General features: G+C 73.7%; 17 protein-coding genes. 11 read left to right on the forward strand and 6 right to left on the reverse strand.

The window, feature by feature from the left end:
• Positions 1 to 1,284, forward strand: a 1,284-nt coding sequence (locus AB0M46_RS42235) for a hypothetical protein (RefSeq protein ID WP_363345566.1), incomplete at its 5' end; no start/stop codon positions are given.
• Between the two features lie 338 nt (positions 1,285 to 1,622).
• Here AB0M46_RS42235 and AB0M46_RS42240 read toward each other — a convergent pair.
• The 3 genes from AB0M46_RS42240 to AB0M46_RS42250 all read right to left on the reverse strand — a co-directional run bounded on the left by AB0M46_RS42240 (position 1,623) and on the right by AB0M46_RS42250 (position 3,822).
• Positions 1,623 to 1,982 (reverse strand): Lsr2 family protein, encoded by a 360-nt coding sequence (locus tag AB0M46_RS42240; RefSeq protein WP_363345568.1) that lies wholly within the window; start codon positions 1,980 to 1,982, stop codon positions 1,623 to 1,625.
• Between the two features lie 194 nt (positions 1,983 to 2,176).
• The gene (locus AB0M46_RS42245) at positions 2,177 to 3,106 is read right to left on the reverse strand and encodes an acyl-ACP desaturase (protein WP_363345571.1); all 930 of its coding nucleotides are present in this window, start codon (positions 3,104 to 3,106) and stop codon (positions 2,177 to 2,179) included.
• Positions 3,103 to 3,822 (reverse strand): lysophospholipid acyltransferase family protein, encoded by a 720-nt coding sequence (locus AB0M46_RS42250; RefSeq protein ID WP_363345573.1) that lies wholly within the window; start codon positions 3,820 to 3,822, stop codon positions 3,103 to 3,105. The genes AB0M46_RS42245 and AB0M46_RS42250 overlap by 4 nt, the downstream gene beginning before the upstream one ends.
• 190 nt (positions 3,823 to 4,012) lie before the next feature.
• Between AB0M46_RS42250 and AB0M46_RS42255 the strand changes: the two genes are divergently transcribed.
• Genes AB0M46_RS42255 through AB0M46_RS42265 form a run of 3 tightly spaced genes read left to right on the forward strand, consistent with a single transcriptional unit; the run spans position 4,013 to position 6,113 of the window.
• Positions 4,013 to 5,083, forward strand: coding sequence for an AI-2E family transporter (locus tag AB0M46_RS42255; RefSeq protein ID WP_363345633.1), 1,071 nt, complete (start codon positions 4,013 to 4,015; stop codon positions 5,081 to 5,083).
• Between the two features lie 56 nt (positions 5,084 to 5,139).
• The gene (locus AB0M46_RS42260) at positions 5,140 to 5,478 is read left to right on the forward strand and encodes a hypothetical protein (RefSeq protein ID WP_363345575.1); all 339 of its coding nucleotides are present in this window, start codon (positions 5,140 to 5,142) and stop codon (positions 5,476 to 5,478) included.
• A complete protein-coding gene (locus AB0M46_RS42265) occupies positions 5,475 to 6,113 on the forward strand; it encodes a nucleotidyl transferase AbiEii/AbiGii toxin family protein (protein ID WP_363345577.1) in 639 nt (212 codons plus the stop codon). The genes AB0M46_RS42260 and AB0M46_RS42265 overlap by 4 nt, the downstream gene beginning before the upstream one ends.
• Positions 6,114 to 6,162: 49 nt before the next feature.
• Here the strand turns inward: AB0M46_RS42265 and AB0M46_RS42270 are convergent, their stop codons facing one another.
• The gene (locus tag AB0M46_RS42270; protein ID WP_363345579.1) at positions 6,163 to 6,405 is read right to left on the reverse strand and encodes a PspC domain-containing protein; all 243 of its coding nucleotides are present in this window, start codon (positions 6,403 to 6,405) and stop codon (positions 6,163 to 6,165) included.
• Positions 6,406 to 6,524: 119 nt separating this feature from the next.
• Here AB0M46_RS42270 and AB0M46_RS42275 point away from each other — a divergent pair, with 119 nt between their 5' ends.
• Complete coding sequence (locus AB0M46_RS42275) at positions 6,525 to 7,061, forward strand: general stress protein (RefSeq protein ID WP_363345581.1); 537 nt, start codon at positions 6,525 to 6,527, stop codon at positions 7,059 to 7,061.
• Positions 7,062 to 8,284: 1,223 nt separating this feature from the next.
• Here AB0M46_RS42275 and AB0M46_RS42280 read toward each other — a convergent pair.
• On the reverse strand, positions 8,285 to 10,309 hold the full coding sequence (locus tag AB0M46_RS42280) for an MDR family MFS transporter (protein WP_363345583.1): 2,025 nt from the start codon (positions 10,307 to 10,309) through the stop codon (positions 8,285 to 8,287).
• A gap of 129 nt (positions 10,310 to 10,438) precedes the next feature.
• Here AB0M46_RS42280 and AB0M46_RS42285 point away from each other — a divergent pair, with 129 nt between their 5' ends.
• The 6 genes from AB0M46_RS42285 to AB0M46_RS42310 all read left to right on the forward strand — a co-directional run bounded on the left by AB0M46_RS42285 (position 10,439) and on the right by AB0M46_RS42310 (position 16,808).
• The gene (locus AB0M46_RS42285) at positions 10,439 to 12,076 is read left to right on the forward strand and encodes an ABC-F family ATP-binding cassette domain-containing protein (RefSeq protein WP_363345585.1); all 1,638 of its coding nucleotides are present in this window, start codon (positions 10,439 to 10,441) and stop codon (positions 12,074 to 12,076) included.
• Entirely contained in the window at positions 12,073 to 12,447 is a 375-nt protein-coding gene (locus AB0M46_RS42290) for a PPOX class F420-dependent oxidoreductase (protein ID WP_363345587.1), read from the forward strand. The genes AB0M46_RS42285 and AB0M46_RS42290 overlap by 4 nt, the downstream gene beginning before the upstream one ends.
• Before the next feature lie 130 nt (positions 12,448 to 12,577).
• Entirely contained in the window at positions 12,578 to 13,144 is a 567-nt protein-coding gene (locus tag AB0M46_RS42295) for a sugar O-acetyltransferase (protein ID WP_363345589.1), read from the forward strand.
• Between the two features lie 148 nt (positions 13,145 to 13,292).
• Positions 13,293 to 14,198: a hypothetical protein gene (locus tag AB0M46_RS42300; RefSeq protein WP_363345591.1), complete on the forward strand. Its 906-nt coding sequence runs from the start codon at positions 13,293 to 13,295 to the stop codon at positions 14,196 to 14,198.
• Between the two features lie 69 nt (positions 14,199 to 14,267).
• Positions 14,268 to 16,127 carry a tetratricopeptide repeat protein gene (locus AB0M46_RS42305; RefSeq protein ID WP_363345593.1) on the forward strand — a complete coding sequence of 620 codons (1,860 nt, stop codon included), beginning with the start codon at positions 14,268 to 14,270 and terminating at the stop codon, positions 16,125 to 16,127.
• Between the two features lie 219 nt (positions 16,128 to 16,346).
• On the forward strand, positions 16,347 to 16,808 hold the full coding sequence (locus AB0M46_RS42310; protein ID WP_363345595.1) for a peptidase inhibitor family I36 protein: 462 nt from the start codon (positions 16,347 to 16,349) through the stop codon (positions 16,806 to 16,808).
• Here the strand turns inward: AB0M46_RS42310 and AB0M46_RS42315 are convergent.
• Complete coding sequence (locus AB0M46_RS42315) at positions 16,799 to 18,241, reverse strand: hypothetical protein (RefSeq protein WP_363345597.1); 1,443 nt, start codon at positions 18,239 to 18,241, stop codon at positions 16,799 to 16,801. The two genes, AB0M46_RS42310 and AB0M46_RS42315, sit on opposite strands and share 10 nt — an antisense overlap.
• Between the last annotated feature and the right edge of the window lie 147 nt (positions 18,242 to 18,388).

The raw sequence follows: 18,388 nt of genomic DNA on the forward strand, positions 1-18,388 counted from the left end.
GCCGATGGGGCCGACCCGCATGCGGCCGCGCCGCACCGGTCGCGTCACCGCGCCTCACTGACCGGCGGCCGCCGCCGCGCCGGCCGGCTGCGCGAGCTGCTGGTGTCCGGCCTGGTCGACTCGTTCGGCCTCGCCCTCGGCTGGACGCTGTTCAACCTCGTCGCCACCCAGCGCGGCGGCCTGGCCATGGCCGCCCTGTGCAACGCGGCCATGCTCCTCGGCGTCGTGCTCTCCGCGCCGGTCACCGGCTGGCTGGCCCGGCACCTGCACGGGCGCATCCTGCTGTACCTGGCCGGCGCCACCGAGGCCACGCTGCGGGTGGCGACCCTGGCCGCGCTGCTGGCCGGGGTCGACGGCCGGCTCGTCGCCGCCGGCGTCACCCTCATGCACGTCGCCGCCTACGCCGGCTTCGCCGCGATGCGGGCCGAGGTCGCCGCCGTCGACGCCCGCCCCCGCGCCATGACCCGCTACGCCCTGTCGATCGCCGCCGTGGAGGCCGCCGGGGCGAGCGTCGCCGCGCTGCTGCCCCTGCACCGCGTCGCCCTCGCCGCCGTCTTCGTCGTCTACGGGCTGAGCCTGCTGCCGACGATCCTCGCCGCGCGCCGCTCCCGGGTGCTGTCCTCCCCGCGCAACGCGCCCCGGGCCCTGCCGGTCGACCGCCGCGACGGCGTCGAGCGGCCGACCCGGGTCGAGCGGCGCCGGGCCGAGACCGCGGCGAAGACGGCAGGCCTCCCCTTCGCCGTGCTCGCCGCGGGCAGCGGCGTCATGCTCCTGGCCGCCGGCCCGACGCTGCTGTCCGTGGCCCTCGCCACCGAGCTGCACGGCCGGCACGCCGTGGCGGGCGCGGCCGCCGCGTTCAGCGCCGGCTGCCTGCTCTCGTCGTGGGCGGTCGACCGCGCCGGCCGGCTGCGGCTGCCGGCCCCGGTGCTGTGGCCGCTGTGGGGTGTCGGCATGCTCGCCGGCTGGCTGCTGGCCCCGGCCCACGTCGCCGGCCTGTTCCTGGCCCAGTTCCTGTCGGGGCTGAGCATGACGGCGTTCGAGGGCGGGATGGACGCCCGGCTGGCCCGGCGGGCCCGGCCCGGGACCGTCACCACCGTGCTGGCCTGGAGCGCCTCGACGCGGGCCCTGGGCAGCGCGATCGCGGTCCGCACCCTGCCGGCGCTGGTCGCCGCGCCCGCCGTCGGCACGGTGGCCGGCATCGCCGCGGCCGCACTGGCGTTGGTGTCGCTGGGCGCGCTGGCCCGCACCCGGCTGCGCGCCGGCCGCACGGAACTTCCGGCCTGACTCGCAACTTCCGGCCTGACCGGACGCGGGCGGCCGAGCCGGCGTTGATCTCGCTGGGGCACGCCGGCCGCACGGAACCTCGGGCCTGACTGGACACAGGCGGCCGAGCAGGTGTTGGTCTCATCGGGCGCGCCGGCCGCTCGGGACTTCGGGCCTGACCGGATGCGGCACGAAGTGCCCGACGTTTCGGGTGTCACTGGGTTCGCGATGGCGCCGCTCCCCGCGGTCGGCGCCATGGCCGTGCTGTGTTTCCCATCACTGGGACATATCTCTGGGACATATCACTGGGACGTACCGTCTGGCGATTGGGGGCGCCCTTCGGGCGGGCGCCCCCGGGTTCAGCTTCCCGCCTCGGCGTGGAACCGCTCGACGATGTCGGCGCGGATCCGGCCGCGGTCGGAGACCTCGAGCCCCTTGCTCTGCGCCCACTCGCGGATCGCCCGGTTCTGCTCCCGTTCCGCCCGGGCCGACAGGACCGGACGGAGCCGGCCGCCCCGCGACGGCGGCACCGCGGCCGGGGTACGGCCGAGCTTGGTCGCCGCCGCGACGAACGGCGCGAGCACGTCGCGGAGATCCGCGGCGTTCTTCGCGGACAGATCGATGGTGAACTGCACGCCGTCGAGGCCGAAGCTGAGGGTCTCGTCGGCGAGCCCGCCGTCGAGGTCGTCGATCAGCTCATGGATGACGCGTCTGGCCATGGCGATGCTGCCTTCCGATACGGGGAGTGAAATCCCGCGCCGTGCCGCGGCCCGCAAGACACGTCGAAAACGGTCAGACGGGCAGTGACGGGCACGGAACGGTCGTCGCAGCCTACTGCAACGCTCACGGAAGGCAACCGGGCCCCCGTGCCCTTGGCGGGCCGGGGGCTCCGGGACGTACGACTGCGGGGGTGTCAGGCCAGGGCGCGGGCCCGCTGGGCGTCACGGCGCTCGACGAACCGCGCCGCCTGGGTGTCGAGGTCGGTCATGAACGCGACCAGCTCGTCGCGGGCGGCGTCGCCGTCGCCGCTCAAGTCCCGGTCCAGCGCGCGGACCTGCCGCAGCACGGGCACGAGCACGTCGTCGTGGTGCAGCCGCAGGTCGTAGATGCCGGCCTTGGCGATCTGCACCGACTTGCGGCCGAAGCCCTCGATGCTGTGCCCGGGCATCTGGAAGCTGGTCGCGACCCGGGTCACGGCCCGCATCGTGGTGTTCGGGGCGAGGTCGAACGCGGCGCCGAGCAGGTTCCGGTAGAAGATCATGTGCAGGTTCTCGTCGGCCGCGACCCGGGCCAGGAGCTGCTCGCACACCGGGTCGCCGGAGATCGTGCCGGTGTTGCGGTGCGACACCCGGGTGGCCAGCTCCTGGAACGACACGTAGGCGATGGACTCGACGAGCCCGTCGTAGGCGTTGCGGAAGCCGCTCTCCATGTGCGTCATCCGGGCCCGTTCGAGGGCCACGGGGTCCACGGCGCGGGCGGCGAGCAGGTAGTCGCGGATGGCGATGCCGTGCCGGCCCTCCTCGGCCGTCCACCGGTGCACCCACGTGCCCCAGGCCCCGTCCCGGCCGAACGTGGAGGCGATCTCGTGGTGGTAGCTGGGCAGGTTGTCCTCGGTGAGCAGGTTCACCACGAGCGATACCCGGGCCACCTCGGACAGCTTCGACTGGTCGGGCTCCCACGCGATGCCGCCGAGGACGCCGTCGAAGTCTCGCCCCTCGCTCCACGGCACGTACTCGTGCGGGAACCACTCCTTGGCCGTGGCCAGATGGCGGTTGAGGTTCTCCTCCACAACGGGTTCGAGCTCGCGTAGTAGCACGAGCAGGTCCGTCGGCTCCTTGGTCACTTGGCCTCCACTACTTCGGGAGCCGGCGCGGTACCGCCCAGGTGGGCAGGCAGCCACCAGGTGTCCTCGGGGCCTGCTGGCGCCTGCGGATACTCCCGCTGGGCCCGGTCCAGCAGGGCCGCCATGCGGCCGCGCAGCTCTGCGGTCACCGCATCTTGATTGTCACGCCGCTGCGGGCGCAACGGCTCGCCCATGAGTATGGTGATCGCCACCCCCCGACGGGTGAGGTCCCTCGGCCGTCCCTTCGTCCAGAGCCGCTGGGTGCCCCACACCGCCATCGGCACGACCGGCACCCCGGTCGCCGCGGCCATCCGGGTGGCGCCGCTCTTGAACTCCTTGACCGTGAACGACGGGCTGATCGTCGCCTCCGGGAACACCCCGACGACCTCGCCGTCCTTGAGCGCGGCGAGGGCGGCCTTGTAGGAAGCCATGCCGGCGTCGCGGTCGACGGGGATGTGGTGCATGCCACGCATGAGCGGCCCCCCGATGCGGTGCCGGAAGATCGAGTCCTTGGCCATGAACCGCACGAGACGCTTGGAGCGGCGTGCGCCGAGGCCGCAGAAGATGAAGTCGAGGTACGAGACGTGGTTGCAGGCGATGACGGCACCCCCGTCGGCCGGCACGTGTTCCTCCCCCTCGATCGTGATCTTCATGTCGAGGAGCCGGAACAGCGTCCTCGCGAACGCGATGACCGGCGGGTAGACGAGATCTGCCATATCCATACGCTAGCCGCCCGCCCTGGCGCCCACCCGGTACCCTGCCTCAAGACCGTCTCTTCGCAGGGAGTTCACAGTGCAGGACGAGGTGCAGCAGGCCCCCTCGCCCCAGGTCGAGCCGCCGCAGGCCGAGCCGTCACGCGTCGAGCCATCGCGCGTCGGGCCGGCGCAGGTCGAGGTCGACGTCGACGTGGTGATCGTGCAGGAGGCGCCGCCGCGGTTCGGCCGGCCCGGGCCGCCGATGCGCCGCTCGCCGCTCATCATCGGCTTCACCGCCGGTCTCGGGCTGCTGCTGGCCTACAGCGCCTACCTCGCGGTGCAGAACATCCACTCGATCCTGATCCTCATCTTCATCGCGATGTTCCTCGCGATCGGCCTCAACCCCGCGGTGGTACGGCTGAGCAAGTGGGGCCTGCCCCGCGCGCTCTCCGTCGCCGTGGTCGGCGTCGGGGCCCTGCTGCTGCTGTGCGGCGGCGTCGTGGCCCTCATCCCGCCGCTGGTGCAGCAGAGCAACGACCTCGTCGACAACCTGCCGACGTACATCGACAACCTGCGCCGCAACAACCAGCTCAACGACCTCAACGAGCAGTACCAGCTGCTGGACCAGCTCAAGAACGTCGCCACCCCGGGCAACGTGACGAAGGCCCTGGGCGGCGTGTGGGGCGGCGTGCAGGTCGCGTTCTCGGCGCTGTTCAACATCCTGACCGTGATCATCCTGACGGTGTACTTCATGGCCGCGTTCGACCGGCTGAAGGAGGGCGGCTACCGGCTCGTCCCGGCCAGCCGCCGCGAGCGGGTCCGGCTGCTCGGCGACGAGATCCTGACGAAGGTCGGCGCCTACCTCGGCGGCGCCCTGGCCATCGCCGTGGTCGCGGGCCTGGCGTCGTTCGTGTTCCTGCTCATCGTCGGCATCGCGTACCCGTACGCCCTCGCGGTCCTCGTCGCCATCACCGACCTGATCCCGCAGATCGGCGCCACGCTGGGCGCGGTGGTCGTGAGCATCGTCGGGTTCGCCACGTCGATCCCGGCCGGCATCGCCTGCGTGGTGTTCTTCGTCATCTACCAGCAGGTGGAGAACTACGCCATCTACCCGACGGTGATGCGCCGCGCGGTGAAGGTCTCCGACCTGGCCGCCATCCTGTCCGTCCTCGTCGGCGTGGCCCTCATGGGCGTGGTCGGCGCGCTCGTCGCGATCCCGGTGGTGGCGGCCGTGCAGCTGCTCTTCCGCGAGGTGGTCATCCCGCGGCAGGACAGTCGCTGACGGGCACCGCGGGCCGTATGGCCCGCGCCATGCGGCGCCCGGGTACACTTCGGGCCATGCAGGACGAGTCGGCACGCGGGCCGGTGGCGTATCTCGCCCGGCCGCACCGGCCCGCCCTGGTCGCGCGGACCCTCGAGGAGCTGCGCGGGCCGGTGCGCGGCGTCGTGGAGCTGCCGCAGCGGCTCATGTGGAACCCGCAGCGCCGCTTCGACCTCGACAACCACGACCTGCTGCTGTGGATGTACGAGAACGTGCTGCGCGAGGCGATCCGCCACGACGAGCTGCGCCGGTTCCTCAACCGGAAGCTGCTGGTGCAGGTGTGGCCGGAGCTGAACCTGCCGCACGGGGTGCGCCGCGCCTGGGAGGCCCGGCACCCGGCCCTGCGCGCCCGGTGATCTCGTCCTTCTACACCGACGTCGCCCGGGTGGCCCTCACCGTCGCCGAACGGCACGGGTTCGTCCTCGGCGGCGGGTTCGCCTGGCTGATGAACGGCCTCGTCGAGCGCCCCACCGAGGACGTGGACCTGTTCACCGACACCGACGGCGCGGCGGGCCTCGCGGCCGACGCGGTGGTCGCGGCCCTGCGCGAGGCCGGGTACACGGTCCACGAGGAGGAGGCCGACGACCTGCTCGACCTGTTCGCCGGCTTCGACCAGCGAGAGTTCACCGTCGGTGACGGGGTCCGCACGGTACGCCTGACCCTCTCCCGCCTCGACCGGCGCCACAGCCCCGTCATGATGGACGTCGGCCCCGTCATGCACCTCGAGGACCTCATCGCCACGAAGGTCGCGGCGCTGGTCAACCGGCGCGAGGTCCGCGACTACATCGACGTCGCCGCCGCCCTGGACCGCTACAGCGTCGGCGAGCTGCTGGAGCTGGCCCGCCGGCAGGACCCGGCCCTGGAGCACGAGGACGTCGTGGCCGCCGGCCGGTACCTCGACCGCCTCGACGACGGCCGTTTCGCCTTCTACGGCCTCGACGCCGGACGGATCGCCGCCCTGCGCGAACGCCTGCGCGACTGGCCGCGCTGACCCTCGGGCCTGGGCCACCGGCACCGGCCGCCCCACGACCCTCGATCACTCACGCGTCATGGGTCAGGTGATCGTTCGGCGCGGAGCTCACCGGCACGGGCGGCGCCTCCGGCATGACCAGCCACAGCGCCGGATACGCCAGGACCGCCACGCCGCCGGTGAGCAGGATCGTCAGCAGGAACACCGCCCGGACCATGGTGGGGTCGGTGCCGAGGTACTCGGCGATGCCCCCGAGCACGCCGGCCACGGTGCGGTCCTCGCGCGAGCGGCGCAGCCGCTTGATCTCGCTCATGCCGGCAAGGTTGCCCGTCACGGCGCCCCGGCGACCTCGGGTGACGCCCTGAACCTCCCCTGAGAAATTCCCCGGCCGATACCGGGCGGGACACCCCGGGCGGCCCTACCCTGGCCCGCATGACGACCCCAACGCCGGACGAGCCCCCGGCACCCACGCCCGCACCCGCATTCGGCCCGGCGGCCCACGACCGCGCGGCCCTGCCCCGCAGCACCGTCACCGTGGCCCGCTTCGCCGACTACGCCGGCGCCCAGCAGGCCGTCGACTACCTCTCCGACAACGGCTTCCCGGTCGCGCGCACCGCGATCATCGGCACCGACCTGCGCCTGGTCGAGCACGTCCTGGGCCGCCTCACCACCGGCCGCGCCGCCGTCGCCGGCCTGGCCGGCGGCGCCTGGTTCGGCCTGTTCGTCGGCATCCTCTTCACGCTGTTCAGCACCGCCAACTGGGTCGGCATCCTGCTCACCACCATCGTGATCGGCGCCCTGTGGGGCGCCGTCTTCGGCGCCACCGCCCACGCCATGACCGGCGGCCGCCGCGACTTCACCTCCCGCAGCTCCCTGCAGGCCGGCGAGTACGCCGTCACCGTCGAGGCCGAGGTCGCCGAGGAGGCCCGCGTCCTCATCACCCGCATGCACTGGCGCAGCGCGAACTGACCTCCCGCACGGCACTGGCGGCGCCTGCATCCGCTCGACGACCTTGCGCAGCGCCGCCCGCTCCCCCTCGTCCAGCGTGGCCAGGGCGGGCTCGGCCGGCCGCCGCGGCCCTGGGCACTACCGCGGACGCACCGGCCGGCCCCATCCCGCACGTGGCCGCCGCCCGCCTGGGTCGTCGAGTCCGCCGCGGCCGACTACGTGCCTGGCTCGCCGCCGGTCATACCCGCTAAGGCATCCTAGGAAACTAGGTCATAACCCAGGAGCGCCTCGACTGCGGCCTGCCGCTCCCGGGCGTACCGCCACAGGTCGCCGACTACCCACCAGGAGCTGGTCGAACGGGTACGTCGACGCCGCCGTGTACACGAGCCAGCTCCGCGCGGCGGCCGCCCGCCGGGGTGCTCGTCCCGGTACGCCTGGAGAAACGCGAGGTACCCGCGCTCCCAGTCGCCGCCGTGCGCCACCGTCCGCGGGTCCAGGGCCAGCCGGGACAGCTCCCAGGCGAGGGCCCGCGGACGGTGCGGCGACCCGAAGTTCCACCGGCCACCCCGGTTAGTTGACGGTCTGCTGTCCGGCCGCCACGGGCCGTAGCTCGCCGTCCGGCAGCCCGTGCTCGCGCGCGAGCGCCTCGAGGATCCGGGCGATCCCCGTCACCGCGCCACGCCCCGCCGGCCGAACCGCACGCCACCGACCCCGACGAGGAAGCCGCCCCGCCAGTCCTCGCCGTCGAGCACGGCGGCGTTACCGGCTCCCGCCGCCCCCTTCGCCATGCGGTCGATGTTCGACCACCGCCCTCCGCCGCGCCACACCCGCTACGGCATCCTAGGAAACTAGGTGGTCGCATGGATGCCGGAAGTGTCGCCGGCGCCGCGCCGGGCGGCCTCACGAGCGGAGGCCGCCGCAGTACCACCGGCAACGCACGCCGCTGCCGCACCTGCACCGGCGACTCGCCCGGGGACTGCCGCGAGGGTGGCATGGGCTCGCGGGCCGACAGCAGGCGCGGCACGGAGACGGACCCAGCGCGGAGACGGACGGAGTCGGCCGCGGCGCCCGACGCACTACCGCGGACGCACCGGCCGGCCCCATCCCGCACATGGACGCCACCCGCCTGCGCGCCTCCGGCTGGACGCCTGCTTAGACGTCGAGTCGGGAAGGGATCGGCCCAGGTCCGGGCGGGTGAGCGCCGGGCCTGGGCCGAGGGTGGAACGTGACGTCGGTGCGGAGGGTCAGCGGGCGTGGCGGGGCTCGGTGTCCGTTGCCGGGGCCTCGCCGTCCGCCTCGTGGGCGCCGCCCTGCAGGGCGTGGGCCGGGTTGTGGCCGTTGCCGCGCGGGGCGGCCACGTCGTCGGCCTCGTGGGCGCCGCCCGCCGGGGCCGGGTCGACGAACGGGGACGACGCATTCCCGCCGTTCGGGGACGGCCCGCCATCCGGGAGCTCGCCGGCGGGAGCAGGCGAGGCCGACGCGACCGACGACGCGGGCGGCGCCGGCGGGGCGGAGACCGGCGATGCCGGCGTGGCCGAGGCTGGCGCGGCGGGGTTCTCGGCGGTGGCGGGGACGGTGGGCGGCGTTGCCGGGGTGGCCGCGGCGTCCGGGGCGGGGCCGGCACCAGCGGCGTCCTCGGCGGCGCGGGCCTGGGCGGCGGACATCGAGCGGAGCGGGATCTCCGGCAGGAAGAGGATGACCAGGAAGCCGACGACCATGATGCCGGCGGCGGTGAGGAAGACGACCGACATGGAGCCGGAGAAGCCGACCTTGATCGGGTGGGCCAGCACGGCCTCCAGCTTGTCCAGGAACGCGGTGTTGTTCAGGGAGCTGGAGGAGCCCGAGGTGGCGACCTTCTGCAGTTCGGCGACCTGGTCGGGGTGGGCGCGGGCCGCGCCCTGGAAGGCCGGGGTCGACTTGGCCGCGGTGAAGGCGTCGTTGATCTTGTTGGGCAGGAGGCTGAACAGGACCGACAGGAAGACCGCGGCGCCCAGGGTGCCGCCCATCGAGCGGAAGAACGTGACCGTCGAGGTGGCGACGCCGATCTCACGCGGGTTGGCGGCGTTCTGCACGGCGGTGATCACCGGCTGCATGTTGCCGCCCAGGCCCAGGCCCATCAGGCCCATGATGAGCATGGTGCGCCACAGCGGGGTGTCGGCGCCGATGCGGGAGAACAGCGCCAGCGCGGCCAGCATGAGGATCGAGCCGATGATCGGGAAGACGCGGTAGCGGCCGGTGCGGGCGATGGTCTGGCCGGACACGATCGAGCCGGTCATGATGCCCAGGACCAGCGGCAGGAGCATGAGGCCGGCCTCGGTCGGCGTGGCACCCTTCACGATCTGCAGGTACAGCGGCAGCGTGAGCAGCCCGCCGAACATCGCCATGCCCAGGACGAAGCTGGCGATGGAGGCGACGGAGAACGTGCGGCCGCGGAAGAGCTTCATCGGCAGCAGCGCCTCGGCCTTGTAGGCGCTCTCGGCGACGAGGAACAGGACCAGGCCGACGAAGCCGATGCCGTAGCAGAGCAGCGAGCGGCCCGAGCCCCAGCCCCACTCGCGGCCCTGCTCGGCCACGGTCAGCAGCGGCACCAGGCAGACGACGAGCGCGAGGGCGCCCGGCCAGTCGATGCGGTGGTCCTGGCGGCGGTGCGGGATGTGCAGCACCCGCATCACGACGAGGAACGCGGCCAGGGCGATCGGCACGTTGATGTAGAAGATCCAGCGCCAGCCGGCAAAGCCGAGGATCTCGTTGGTGCCGGCGAAGAAGCCGCCCAGCACCGGGCCGAGGACGCTGGAGGTGCCGAAGACGGCGAGGAAGTAGCCCTGATACTTGGCCCGCTCCCGGGGCGGCACCACGTCGCCGATGATGGCGAACGCCAGGGAGAACAGGCCGCCGGCGCCGATGCCCTGCACAGCCCGGAACGCGGCCAGCTGGTAGATCGAGTGGGACAGGCCGCACAGCACCGAGCCGACGATGAAGATGCCGATGGCGAAGAGGATGAACGGCTTGCGGCCGTAGATGTCAGACAGCTTGCCGTACAGCGGCGTGGAGATCGTCGAGGTGATGAGGAACGCCGTGGTGGCCCACGCCTGCAGCGAGAAGCCGCCGAGGTCGTCGGCGATCGTGCGCATCGCGGTGGACACGATGGTCTGGTCGAGCGCGGCGAGGAACATCGCCATCATGAGCCCGACGAGGATCGTGACGATCTGCCGGTGGGTCAGGGCGGTATCCTCGGCGGCCGGGGCTGCCGGCGGTGCGGATGTGCTCAAGTCCGTGCTCCAGATCTTGCCCAGGTGAAAGGCTCACCGTTTCGATCCGTTCGCGTTTCAGAATTCACGCTACTCCCTGAGCAAGGACCCTAGCCGGGGGGTACGACAGAAAGACGGAGGCTCTCGCGCGTGGCAGCAACACTCGTGGTCAAGGATCTCGCCGCCGGGCACGGCGACAAGGCGCTGTTCACCGGGCTCGACCTGGTGGTGGCGCCCGGCGACGTCATCGGGCTGGTCGGGGTGAACGGGGCCGGCAAGTCCACGCTGCTGCGCACCCTGGCCGGGCTGATCCCGCTGGAGCACGGGGCGGTGCAGCTCAACCCGCCGACGGCCACGATCGGGTACCTGCCGCAGGAGCCGGACCGGCGCCCCGGCGAGACGCTGCGCGAGTTCCTGGCCCGCCGCACGGGCGTCGCCGAGGCCCAGGAGCGCATGGAGGCCGCCGCCGAGGCCCTGGGCACCGATGCCGGGGCCGACGACGAGTACGCCGTCGCGCTCGAGCGCTGGCTCGCCCTCGGCGGCGCCGACCTCGACGAACGCGCCGGGGAGGTCGCCGCCGACCTGGGCCTGGCGGTGGACCTCGACCTGCCGATGACGGCCCTGTCCGGCGGCGAGGCGGCCCGCGCCGGCCTGGCGAGCCTGCTGCTCTCGCGGTACGACATCCTGCTCCTGGACGAACCGACGAACGACCTCGACCTGGAGGGCCTGGAGAGGATCGAGGCGTTCGTGAGCGGCCAGCGCACCAAGTCGGTGCTGGTGGTCAGCCACGACCGCGAGTTCCTGGCCCGCACCACGAACGGGATCCTGGAGCTGGACCTGCACCAGCAGCAGGTCAACTTCTTCGGCGGCGGCTACGACGCCTACCTGGAGGAGCGCGCCACCGCCCGACGGCACGCCCGGGAGCGCTACGACGAGTACGCCGACGCGAAGGCCGGCCTCGAGGCGCGGGCCCGCATGCAGCGCGCCTGGATGGAGAAGGGGGTGAAGAACGCCCGGCGCAAGCAGTCCGACAACGACAAGATCGGCAAGTCGAAGAAGATCGAGTCGACGGAGAAGCAGGCGGCCAAGGCCCGGCAGACCGAGCGGCTCATCGAGCGCCTCGACGCCGTGGAGGAGCCCCGCAAGGAGTGGCAGCTGCGGATGGAGATCGCCGCCGCGCCGCGCGCGGGTGCGGTGGTGGCAACCCTGCAAGCCGCAACGGTACGGCGGGGAGCCTTCACCCTCGGCCCCGTCGACCTGCAGATCGACTGGGCCGACCGGGTCGCGATCACCGGCGCCAACGGCTCGGGCAAGACCACCCTGCTCGGCGCCCTGCTCGGCCGCATCCCGCTGGACGAGGGCCGCGCCCATCTCGGCCCCGGCGTGGTCGTCGGCGAGGTCGACCAGGCCCGGCGGATGTTCGAGGGCGGCGAGTCGCTGCTCGACGCGTTCCGCGTCGCGGTGCCGGACCAGAACCCGGCCGACGTGCGCACGCTGCTGGCCAAGTTCGGGCTGAAGGCCGACCACGTGCTGCGGCCCGCCGCCAGCCTCTCCCCCGGCGAGCGCACCCGCGCCGCCCTGGCCCTGCTGCAGGGCCGGGGCGTGAACCTGCTGGTCCTCGACGAGCCGTCCAACCACCTCGACCTGCCGGCGATCGAGCAGCTGGAGTCGGCCCTGGACAGCTACCCGGGCACGCTGCTGCTGGTCACCCACGACCGGCAGATGCTCGCCGCGGTGCGCACCAACCGGCACATCGAGGTCGACAACGGCAAGGTGACCACGTCATGACGCCGCTGGAGGAGTTCTGGGCCGAGCGGCACCTGTGCACGCTCACCACCATCCGCCGCGACGGCACCCCGCACACGGTGCCGGTGGGCGCCACCTACGACGCCGCGACGAACACGGCCCGGATCATCACGTCCGGCACGTCGCAGAAGGTCCGCAACATCGGGCACCACCCACAGGTCGCCATCTGCCAGATCGACGGGCGGCGGTGGAGCACCCTGGAGGGCAGAGCGGAGATCGTCAGCAGCGGGGAGGCGGTCAAGGACGCCGAGGACAGGTACGCGGCGCGGTACAAAACGCCACGGGTCAATCCGGAACGCGTCGTGATCGTCGTCACCGTCACGAGGGTGTTGGGCACGTATCGCCCCGACTGACACACCACGTTCAACCTCCCCGACGCTGTGCGCGCCGAAGCCGTGCGATGCGAACCCGTATCACAGATAGCCGCGTTCCCTGCCGGTGGGTCGTCACCGGGTTCCGGACTCGCTGTGCCAGCATCGCGTCGTGCGCAACGAGCAACGCCTACGAGCACGCACGCCTGAGTCACGAGCCTTCGCGGAGCGCGTGCAGCTCGTCATGAACCTGACCTCGCGCCTCAACATGCTGCCGTTTGACAACCTCGACGCGCGAAGGGCGGTGCTGACCGAGATCTTCGGCAAACCGATCCCTGACTCGCTGTCCATCCTGCCCCCGTTCTATTGCGACTACGGGCTTGGCGCATCGTTCGGTGAGCGCGTGTTCATCAATCAGGGATGCTTCTTCCTCGACTACGGGGGCATCACCATCGGTGACCGCGTCCTGATCGGTCCCCGAGTGACGCTGAGCACGGCCGGACACCCGGTCGAGCTCGACGAACGGTACGACTTCATCACGCACGCGCCCATCGTCATCGAGGACGATGTGTGGATCGGCGCCGGAGCCACGATCACCCCTGGAGTGACCATCGGTCGCGGCTCGGTCGTCGGCGCGGGCGCCGTTGTCGCCAAGGACGTGCCGCCGCTGAGTGTGGTGACGGCAACAAGCGTTGTCGAGCGCAAGCGTCTGAAGCCGGTTGCTCCTGCAACCACCTAGACCGAGCGGCCCGGATCAACCCGCGGTCTCGAAGGTCACGCTTCACGATGGTGAGGTGCACGACGTTCGGAGGAACCCGGCAGTACACGGAGGTCTTCCGAGACGCGGCCGTGACGCCGTCGTTGCCGCGCCCCGTGATCATCGACGCATGCGCAAACGGGGGTTCGTGCTGGTCTCGCTGGTGGCCGTCGGGCTGGCCGCGCTGGGCCTGCGGTCCTGCAACGACGATCTCGCCCGCCGCAACCTGCGGCAGGCCGGCGAGGTGACCGCCGTCGTCGACGCCGCCAAGCCGGGCACGGTGGTCGTGCACATGCTGCGATGGGGCCGCGAGGAGACCTGGACCGTCGACGACAACGGCGACCCGGGCGAGGGGCCGGCCGAGGAGGCGCCGGGCGGCCCGCGCACCCGGTCATGCGCCGGCGACGCCTGCTACCGCGTCGTCGGCGACCGCCTGCGGGTGGACGAGAGCAAGGACGGCGGCGGTACCTTCACCACCGCCTGGCAGGTCGAGGGCGCCGACTACGACGCCCTCGTCCGCGCGTACCCGGACCTCGGCGACCCGGCGCGGCACCTCGTCTCCCGCTCGGTCGTCGCCCACCCGGCCGGCGGCGGCCAGGTCGTCTACGTCGCCAACGGCCGCGACGGCCTGCTGCGCCGCGCCCCGGACGGCCGCTGGACCCGCCTGGGCGGCCCGGACTCGGGCGAGGGCTGCTGCTTCTTCGACCCGGTCCCGCGCCTGGCCAGCCAGCCGCCGCCGTTCGATCCGGGGCCGTACGTCATCGTCGCCGTCGCGCTGACCGTGCTGGTCACCGGCGCGGTCACCGCCGCCCGCCGCCGGCGCTGGGAGACGTTCCCGGCCGTGGTGGCCCTCGCCGCCCTGGCCGCCTACCTCGGCCACGTCGGCGTGCACCAGCCCGGCGTCGGCACGTTCCCGGGCCTGTTCTACGGCATCCCGTGCGTCCTGCTCTGCCTGGTCGGCGGCGCGTTCCTGGCCGCCCGTTACACCCGCCGCCCGGCCAAGGACCCCGAAGCCCCCGCGTCGGTACCGTCCTGAGGCGCGGGGTGCCAGCGGGCACGGCCGGGCCGGTCCACCGGAATCGGCCGGTGCGACTACCCTCACGCCGTGAGTGAGCAACGGCCCGCGGGGGGCGAGCAGCGGGACGACCCTGTCGCGCAGGCGCACGGCGAGCTGGCGCTGGCCCGCCTCGCGCTCGCCGGGGACGATCTCGCCCACGCCGCCGGTCACGTCGCCGGGGCGATCGCGTGGGCGCCGGGGCTGCCGGAGGTCCACGAGCTGCTCGCCGCCCTCGCCGCGCGGGCCGGGGACGAGGGCGCCCTGGAGTTGTTCGGGCTGGAGCAGCCGGCGTTCATCGGCACCGTGGTGGCCCGGGCCCACCTGCAGGGCCGCCACGATCCGATGGGCGGGCTGCGGATGCTCGCCCAGGCGACCCGGTTCGACCCGGCCCTGCCGTGGGCGGACGTGAGCTGGGTGCGGGCGGTGCCGGTGCGCCGGCTCGACCCGGACGAGCTGGCCCGGCTGTTCGTCACGGTGATGACGCGCCTCGGCGACCCGGCCGAGCACGCCGTCGCGGTGGCCAACGAGGTGTACCTCGACCTGGCCCGCCGGGCCACCGCCGCGCACCGCGACAGCGCGCTGCTGCACGGCGCCGCGGCCGGGCTGGCCCGCCGGTTCACCGCCCTGTCGCCGGGCGCCCTGGCCGACGCGGTGCGCTGGGGCGCGCACGGCCACCGCCTGCGCCCGGACAAGCTCACCTCGGTGTGGTACGCCTACGCGCTCAAGGCCGACGGCCGGCTCGACCCGGCGCTGCAGGTGATGCGGCAGGCCTGGCTGGCCGAGCCGGGCGAGGTCGACCTGTGCGCCGACATGGCCAGCTGGCTGGCCGACGCGGGCCGCCTCGACGAGGCGATCGACCTGCTCGACACGGCGATGCGCCGGGCGCCGGACTACGACTGCGCGGTGCACACCGCGGCCCGGCTGCGCTTCCAGCGTGACCGCGACGTCGCCCACCTGGTCGGCCTGGTCGACTACGCCCGCGAGCACCCGGCGACCAGCCACGAGCACACCGACCTCGACGGGGCCTGCCGGGGCCGCACCTGGCTGTCCATGGTGGGCGGGCCGGCCGAGTCGGTGATCCGGCTGCTGCACCAGATCGACCGGGGCGACCGGGCGATGACCGGCACGGCGAGCGTGTCGGCCCTGGAGGTGCCCAGCGCCCTCGCCGTGGTGCGGCGGGAGCTGCCGGGCCTGCGCCTGACGATCGAGGGCGATCCGCCGGCGGAGATGGTGGGGCCGCAGCGCCCCGACGGCACGGTGCTGTGGGTGTACGACGGGCTGCTCGCCCGCCCCGCGCTCGCCCCGCCGCCGCAGCGGGCCCGGCAGGTGCTCGACCGGATCGTGTCGCCGGTGTGGGCCAACCCCGTCGCCGCCTACGACCGGGCGCTGCCGCTGGGCCAGCTCGGCCCCGGCGACCTGCTGTCGCTGCTGGTGCACCCGCCCGCGGGCACCGACCCGCGCTTCCCCGACGGCGTCTGGGAGCGCGCCGCGCAGGTGTACGCCTGCCTGGGCCTGCTGCACTGCGAGCAGCTGCGGGCCGGTGCGGCGCCGGGCGACACGGGCCGGGCCCGGGCGCTGCTGACCGGGATCGCCTTCGGGGTCGAGGACTGGACCGCCGAGGCGGCACTGTTCGCCCTGGTCGTCGCGGCCTGGCTGGACCCGGCCGGGCGGGCGGAGGTGCGCGGCGTGGTCGGGGGGCGGTTCCTGGAGGCGGTGCAGCAGTCCCGGCACCGGGTGGTGACGATCCGGGAGTCCCTGGCCGAGCTGGTGCTCATCACCCCGGACATGGTGCCGGAGGTGTCGTCGCTGGCCCGCGAGGTGCTGGCCCGGCACCGGGAGCACGGGGCGACCGGGGCCGCCGCGCCGCCGGCCCCGCCGCGGCGGCGCCGCTGGTTCGGCCGGCGCTGACCTGCAACTTGCACGCCGGGTGAACGTTACGGTCCGTACGATCCTGGGCCCGCCGAATTGTGCGGCCAGCCGGTTCGGCCAATTCCCGCACAATTCGAGGCGGCGGCGCTGAGCTGCGCGCAGCCCCGGCGCACATTCATTCATGTCGCAGTATGAAGCGGTATCGTCACGCGTCGGCACGGACACGTACGGTGACCCCAACCTGAAGAGGGGGCATCCATGTGGAGAGTGTGTGCGGGCCTGGTGGCCGCGCTGGCGCTGGCCGGGACGGCCGCGGGCGCGCCCGTGACGGCCGACGTGGCCGCCTATCTCGCCGCCCACCCGGGCGGGCACCCGCTCGGCGGGACCGGCATCGCCTACGACGGGGGCGCCTTCGTGGTGACGCTGGCCGCCCCGGCGCAGCAGGACGCCATCGTCGACTGCCCGGCGGGCTGGTTCTGCTTCTACGACCGCCCGGACTTCGGCTACCCGCGGGGCAAGCTGTCCTCCTGCGGCTGGCAGAGCCTGGCGTACTGGGGCTGGCAGGACCGGGTCGAATCGGCGTACTACAACATCGGCAAGGGCGGCGTGCAGTTCTGGGACGGCAGCGCCTACCTGTTCACGGTCAGCGCCGACGCCCGCGCCCGCGGCGACGCGAGCCCCTACCGCAACCGGGCCACCGACGTCTACCGCTACTGCTGAGGCAGCGCGTCGGACCGGCCGGACCAGACGTAGGCGACCTCCTCGACGTTCGGCGCGCCGCCCGCGGCGGGCACCGGCGTCGAGATCCGGGCGCCGAGCAGCCGGCCGTCGGCGGGCGCGAAGATCAGGGTGACCCGCTTGCCGTCGCGCCCGTCGGCGCTGATCGCGATCCCCGGCCGCTGCTCGCGGTCGAGCATCTGGTCGCGCGGCGCGAGCCCGTCCTGGCCGGCCAGCATGCGCAGCAGGGCCGCCTGCTGGGCCGGCTCGAATGGGTACGAGTCGGCGATGTCGATGCACAGCAGCAGCGCCGGCACCGCCCCGTCGGCCTTGGACCGCTGCCGCGTGACGAGGTCGGTCAGCTGCCGCGGGTCGGTGGACGGCGCCGGCCCGGGCGGCGGGCCGGGCGGCAGGTCCTCGTGCTCGTCCGGCACGGGGGCGGCCCCGGCGCGGCTCACGCTGGTCAGGCGCCGCCCGCCGGCGTCCTCGGCCCAGCACACCGTCTCGTCCCGGCGCTCCTCGGCCGCGCCCGGGTCGGTGGCCTCGACGGTCCAGGCGGTGCGGTGCACGCAGCGGAAGTGCCCGCCCGGCCCGGGGGCCGCCCGCCCGGCCTGCTCGGCGAGGTGCAGCAGTCGGGCCTCGGCGGTCCCGGGCGGCGGCGCCGGGTCGCGGGTCGGCGGCACCGAGCCGGTGCCCGGCCCCACCGCCTCGAGGGACGCCGCGTCCCCGCGCCACGAGCGCAGGGCGACGATCACCCCGCTCGACACGAGCACCAGCAGCAGGCCGGCGCCGACGAGCGCGGCCACCCGCCGGGGCGACGGCGCCGGCACGGGCTCCGGTTTCGGCGGGGGCGGTGGCGGCGGGACCCGGCGTTCCGGAAGCGTCCGGAAGTGCTCCGCCCAGTGGTGCACGGCGTCGTACGCGCCGCCGCCGAGGTAGACGGTCCAGCGCAGGGCGTGCTCGGTGGGGGCGTCGAGCCCGGCGTCGTCGGGGACGGGACTGTCCATGAAGTCGGCGAAGCCACTGGCGGCGGCCCGGCGGGCGCGCTCGCGGCGGGTGTCGCGGTCCGTGCCCAGCTCGTCGAGCAGCGCGGCGCAGCGCTGCCGCAGCTCCTCGCGGTCGCGGACGTCGTCCAGGGCCGGCCGGAAGCGGGCGCTGTGCGCGACCGCCTCGGCGTACCGTGGCCGCCACCGCTCGATCTCCGCGGGCGTGGCGCGGCAGCCCTTCAGGTAGCCCTCGACGTGCTCCCAGGTGCCCAGGACGGCGTCGGTGTCGACCTGCGACATGGTGCTGGCGCTGAAGTTGGCCCGCTTGGCTTGCTCGGCGCGGGTGGGCCAGCCGGCACCGGCCATCAGCTTCCGCAGCTCGCGGGCGAACCCGGCCTCCGGGCTCCATCCGTGGATGGGCTTGTGCTTGGGCCCGCGGCGCCCGGTCACCTCGGGTGGTCCGGGGCAGGGTGGAGCCGGCGCGGGTGTGCCATGGCCTGTCTCCTGTGTTCGTCGCGGTCTGCGGCCGGGGTCTCCCGCGTGCGCCGGTCGTTTGCAGCCGACCGGTGCCTCCCGACCGCCGAATCGTGCCATCGG

Origin of the sequence: Dactylosporangium sp. NPDC051485 (genome assembly GCF_040682015.1) — a bacterium.
In the GTDB taxonomy this organism is placed as follows: Bacteria; Actinomycetota; Actinomycetes; order Mycobacteriales; family Micromonosporaceae; genus Dactylosporangium.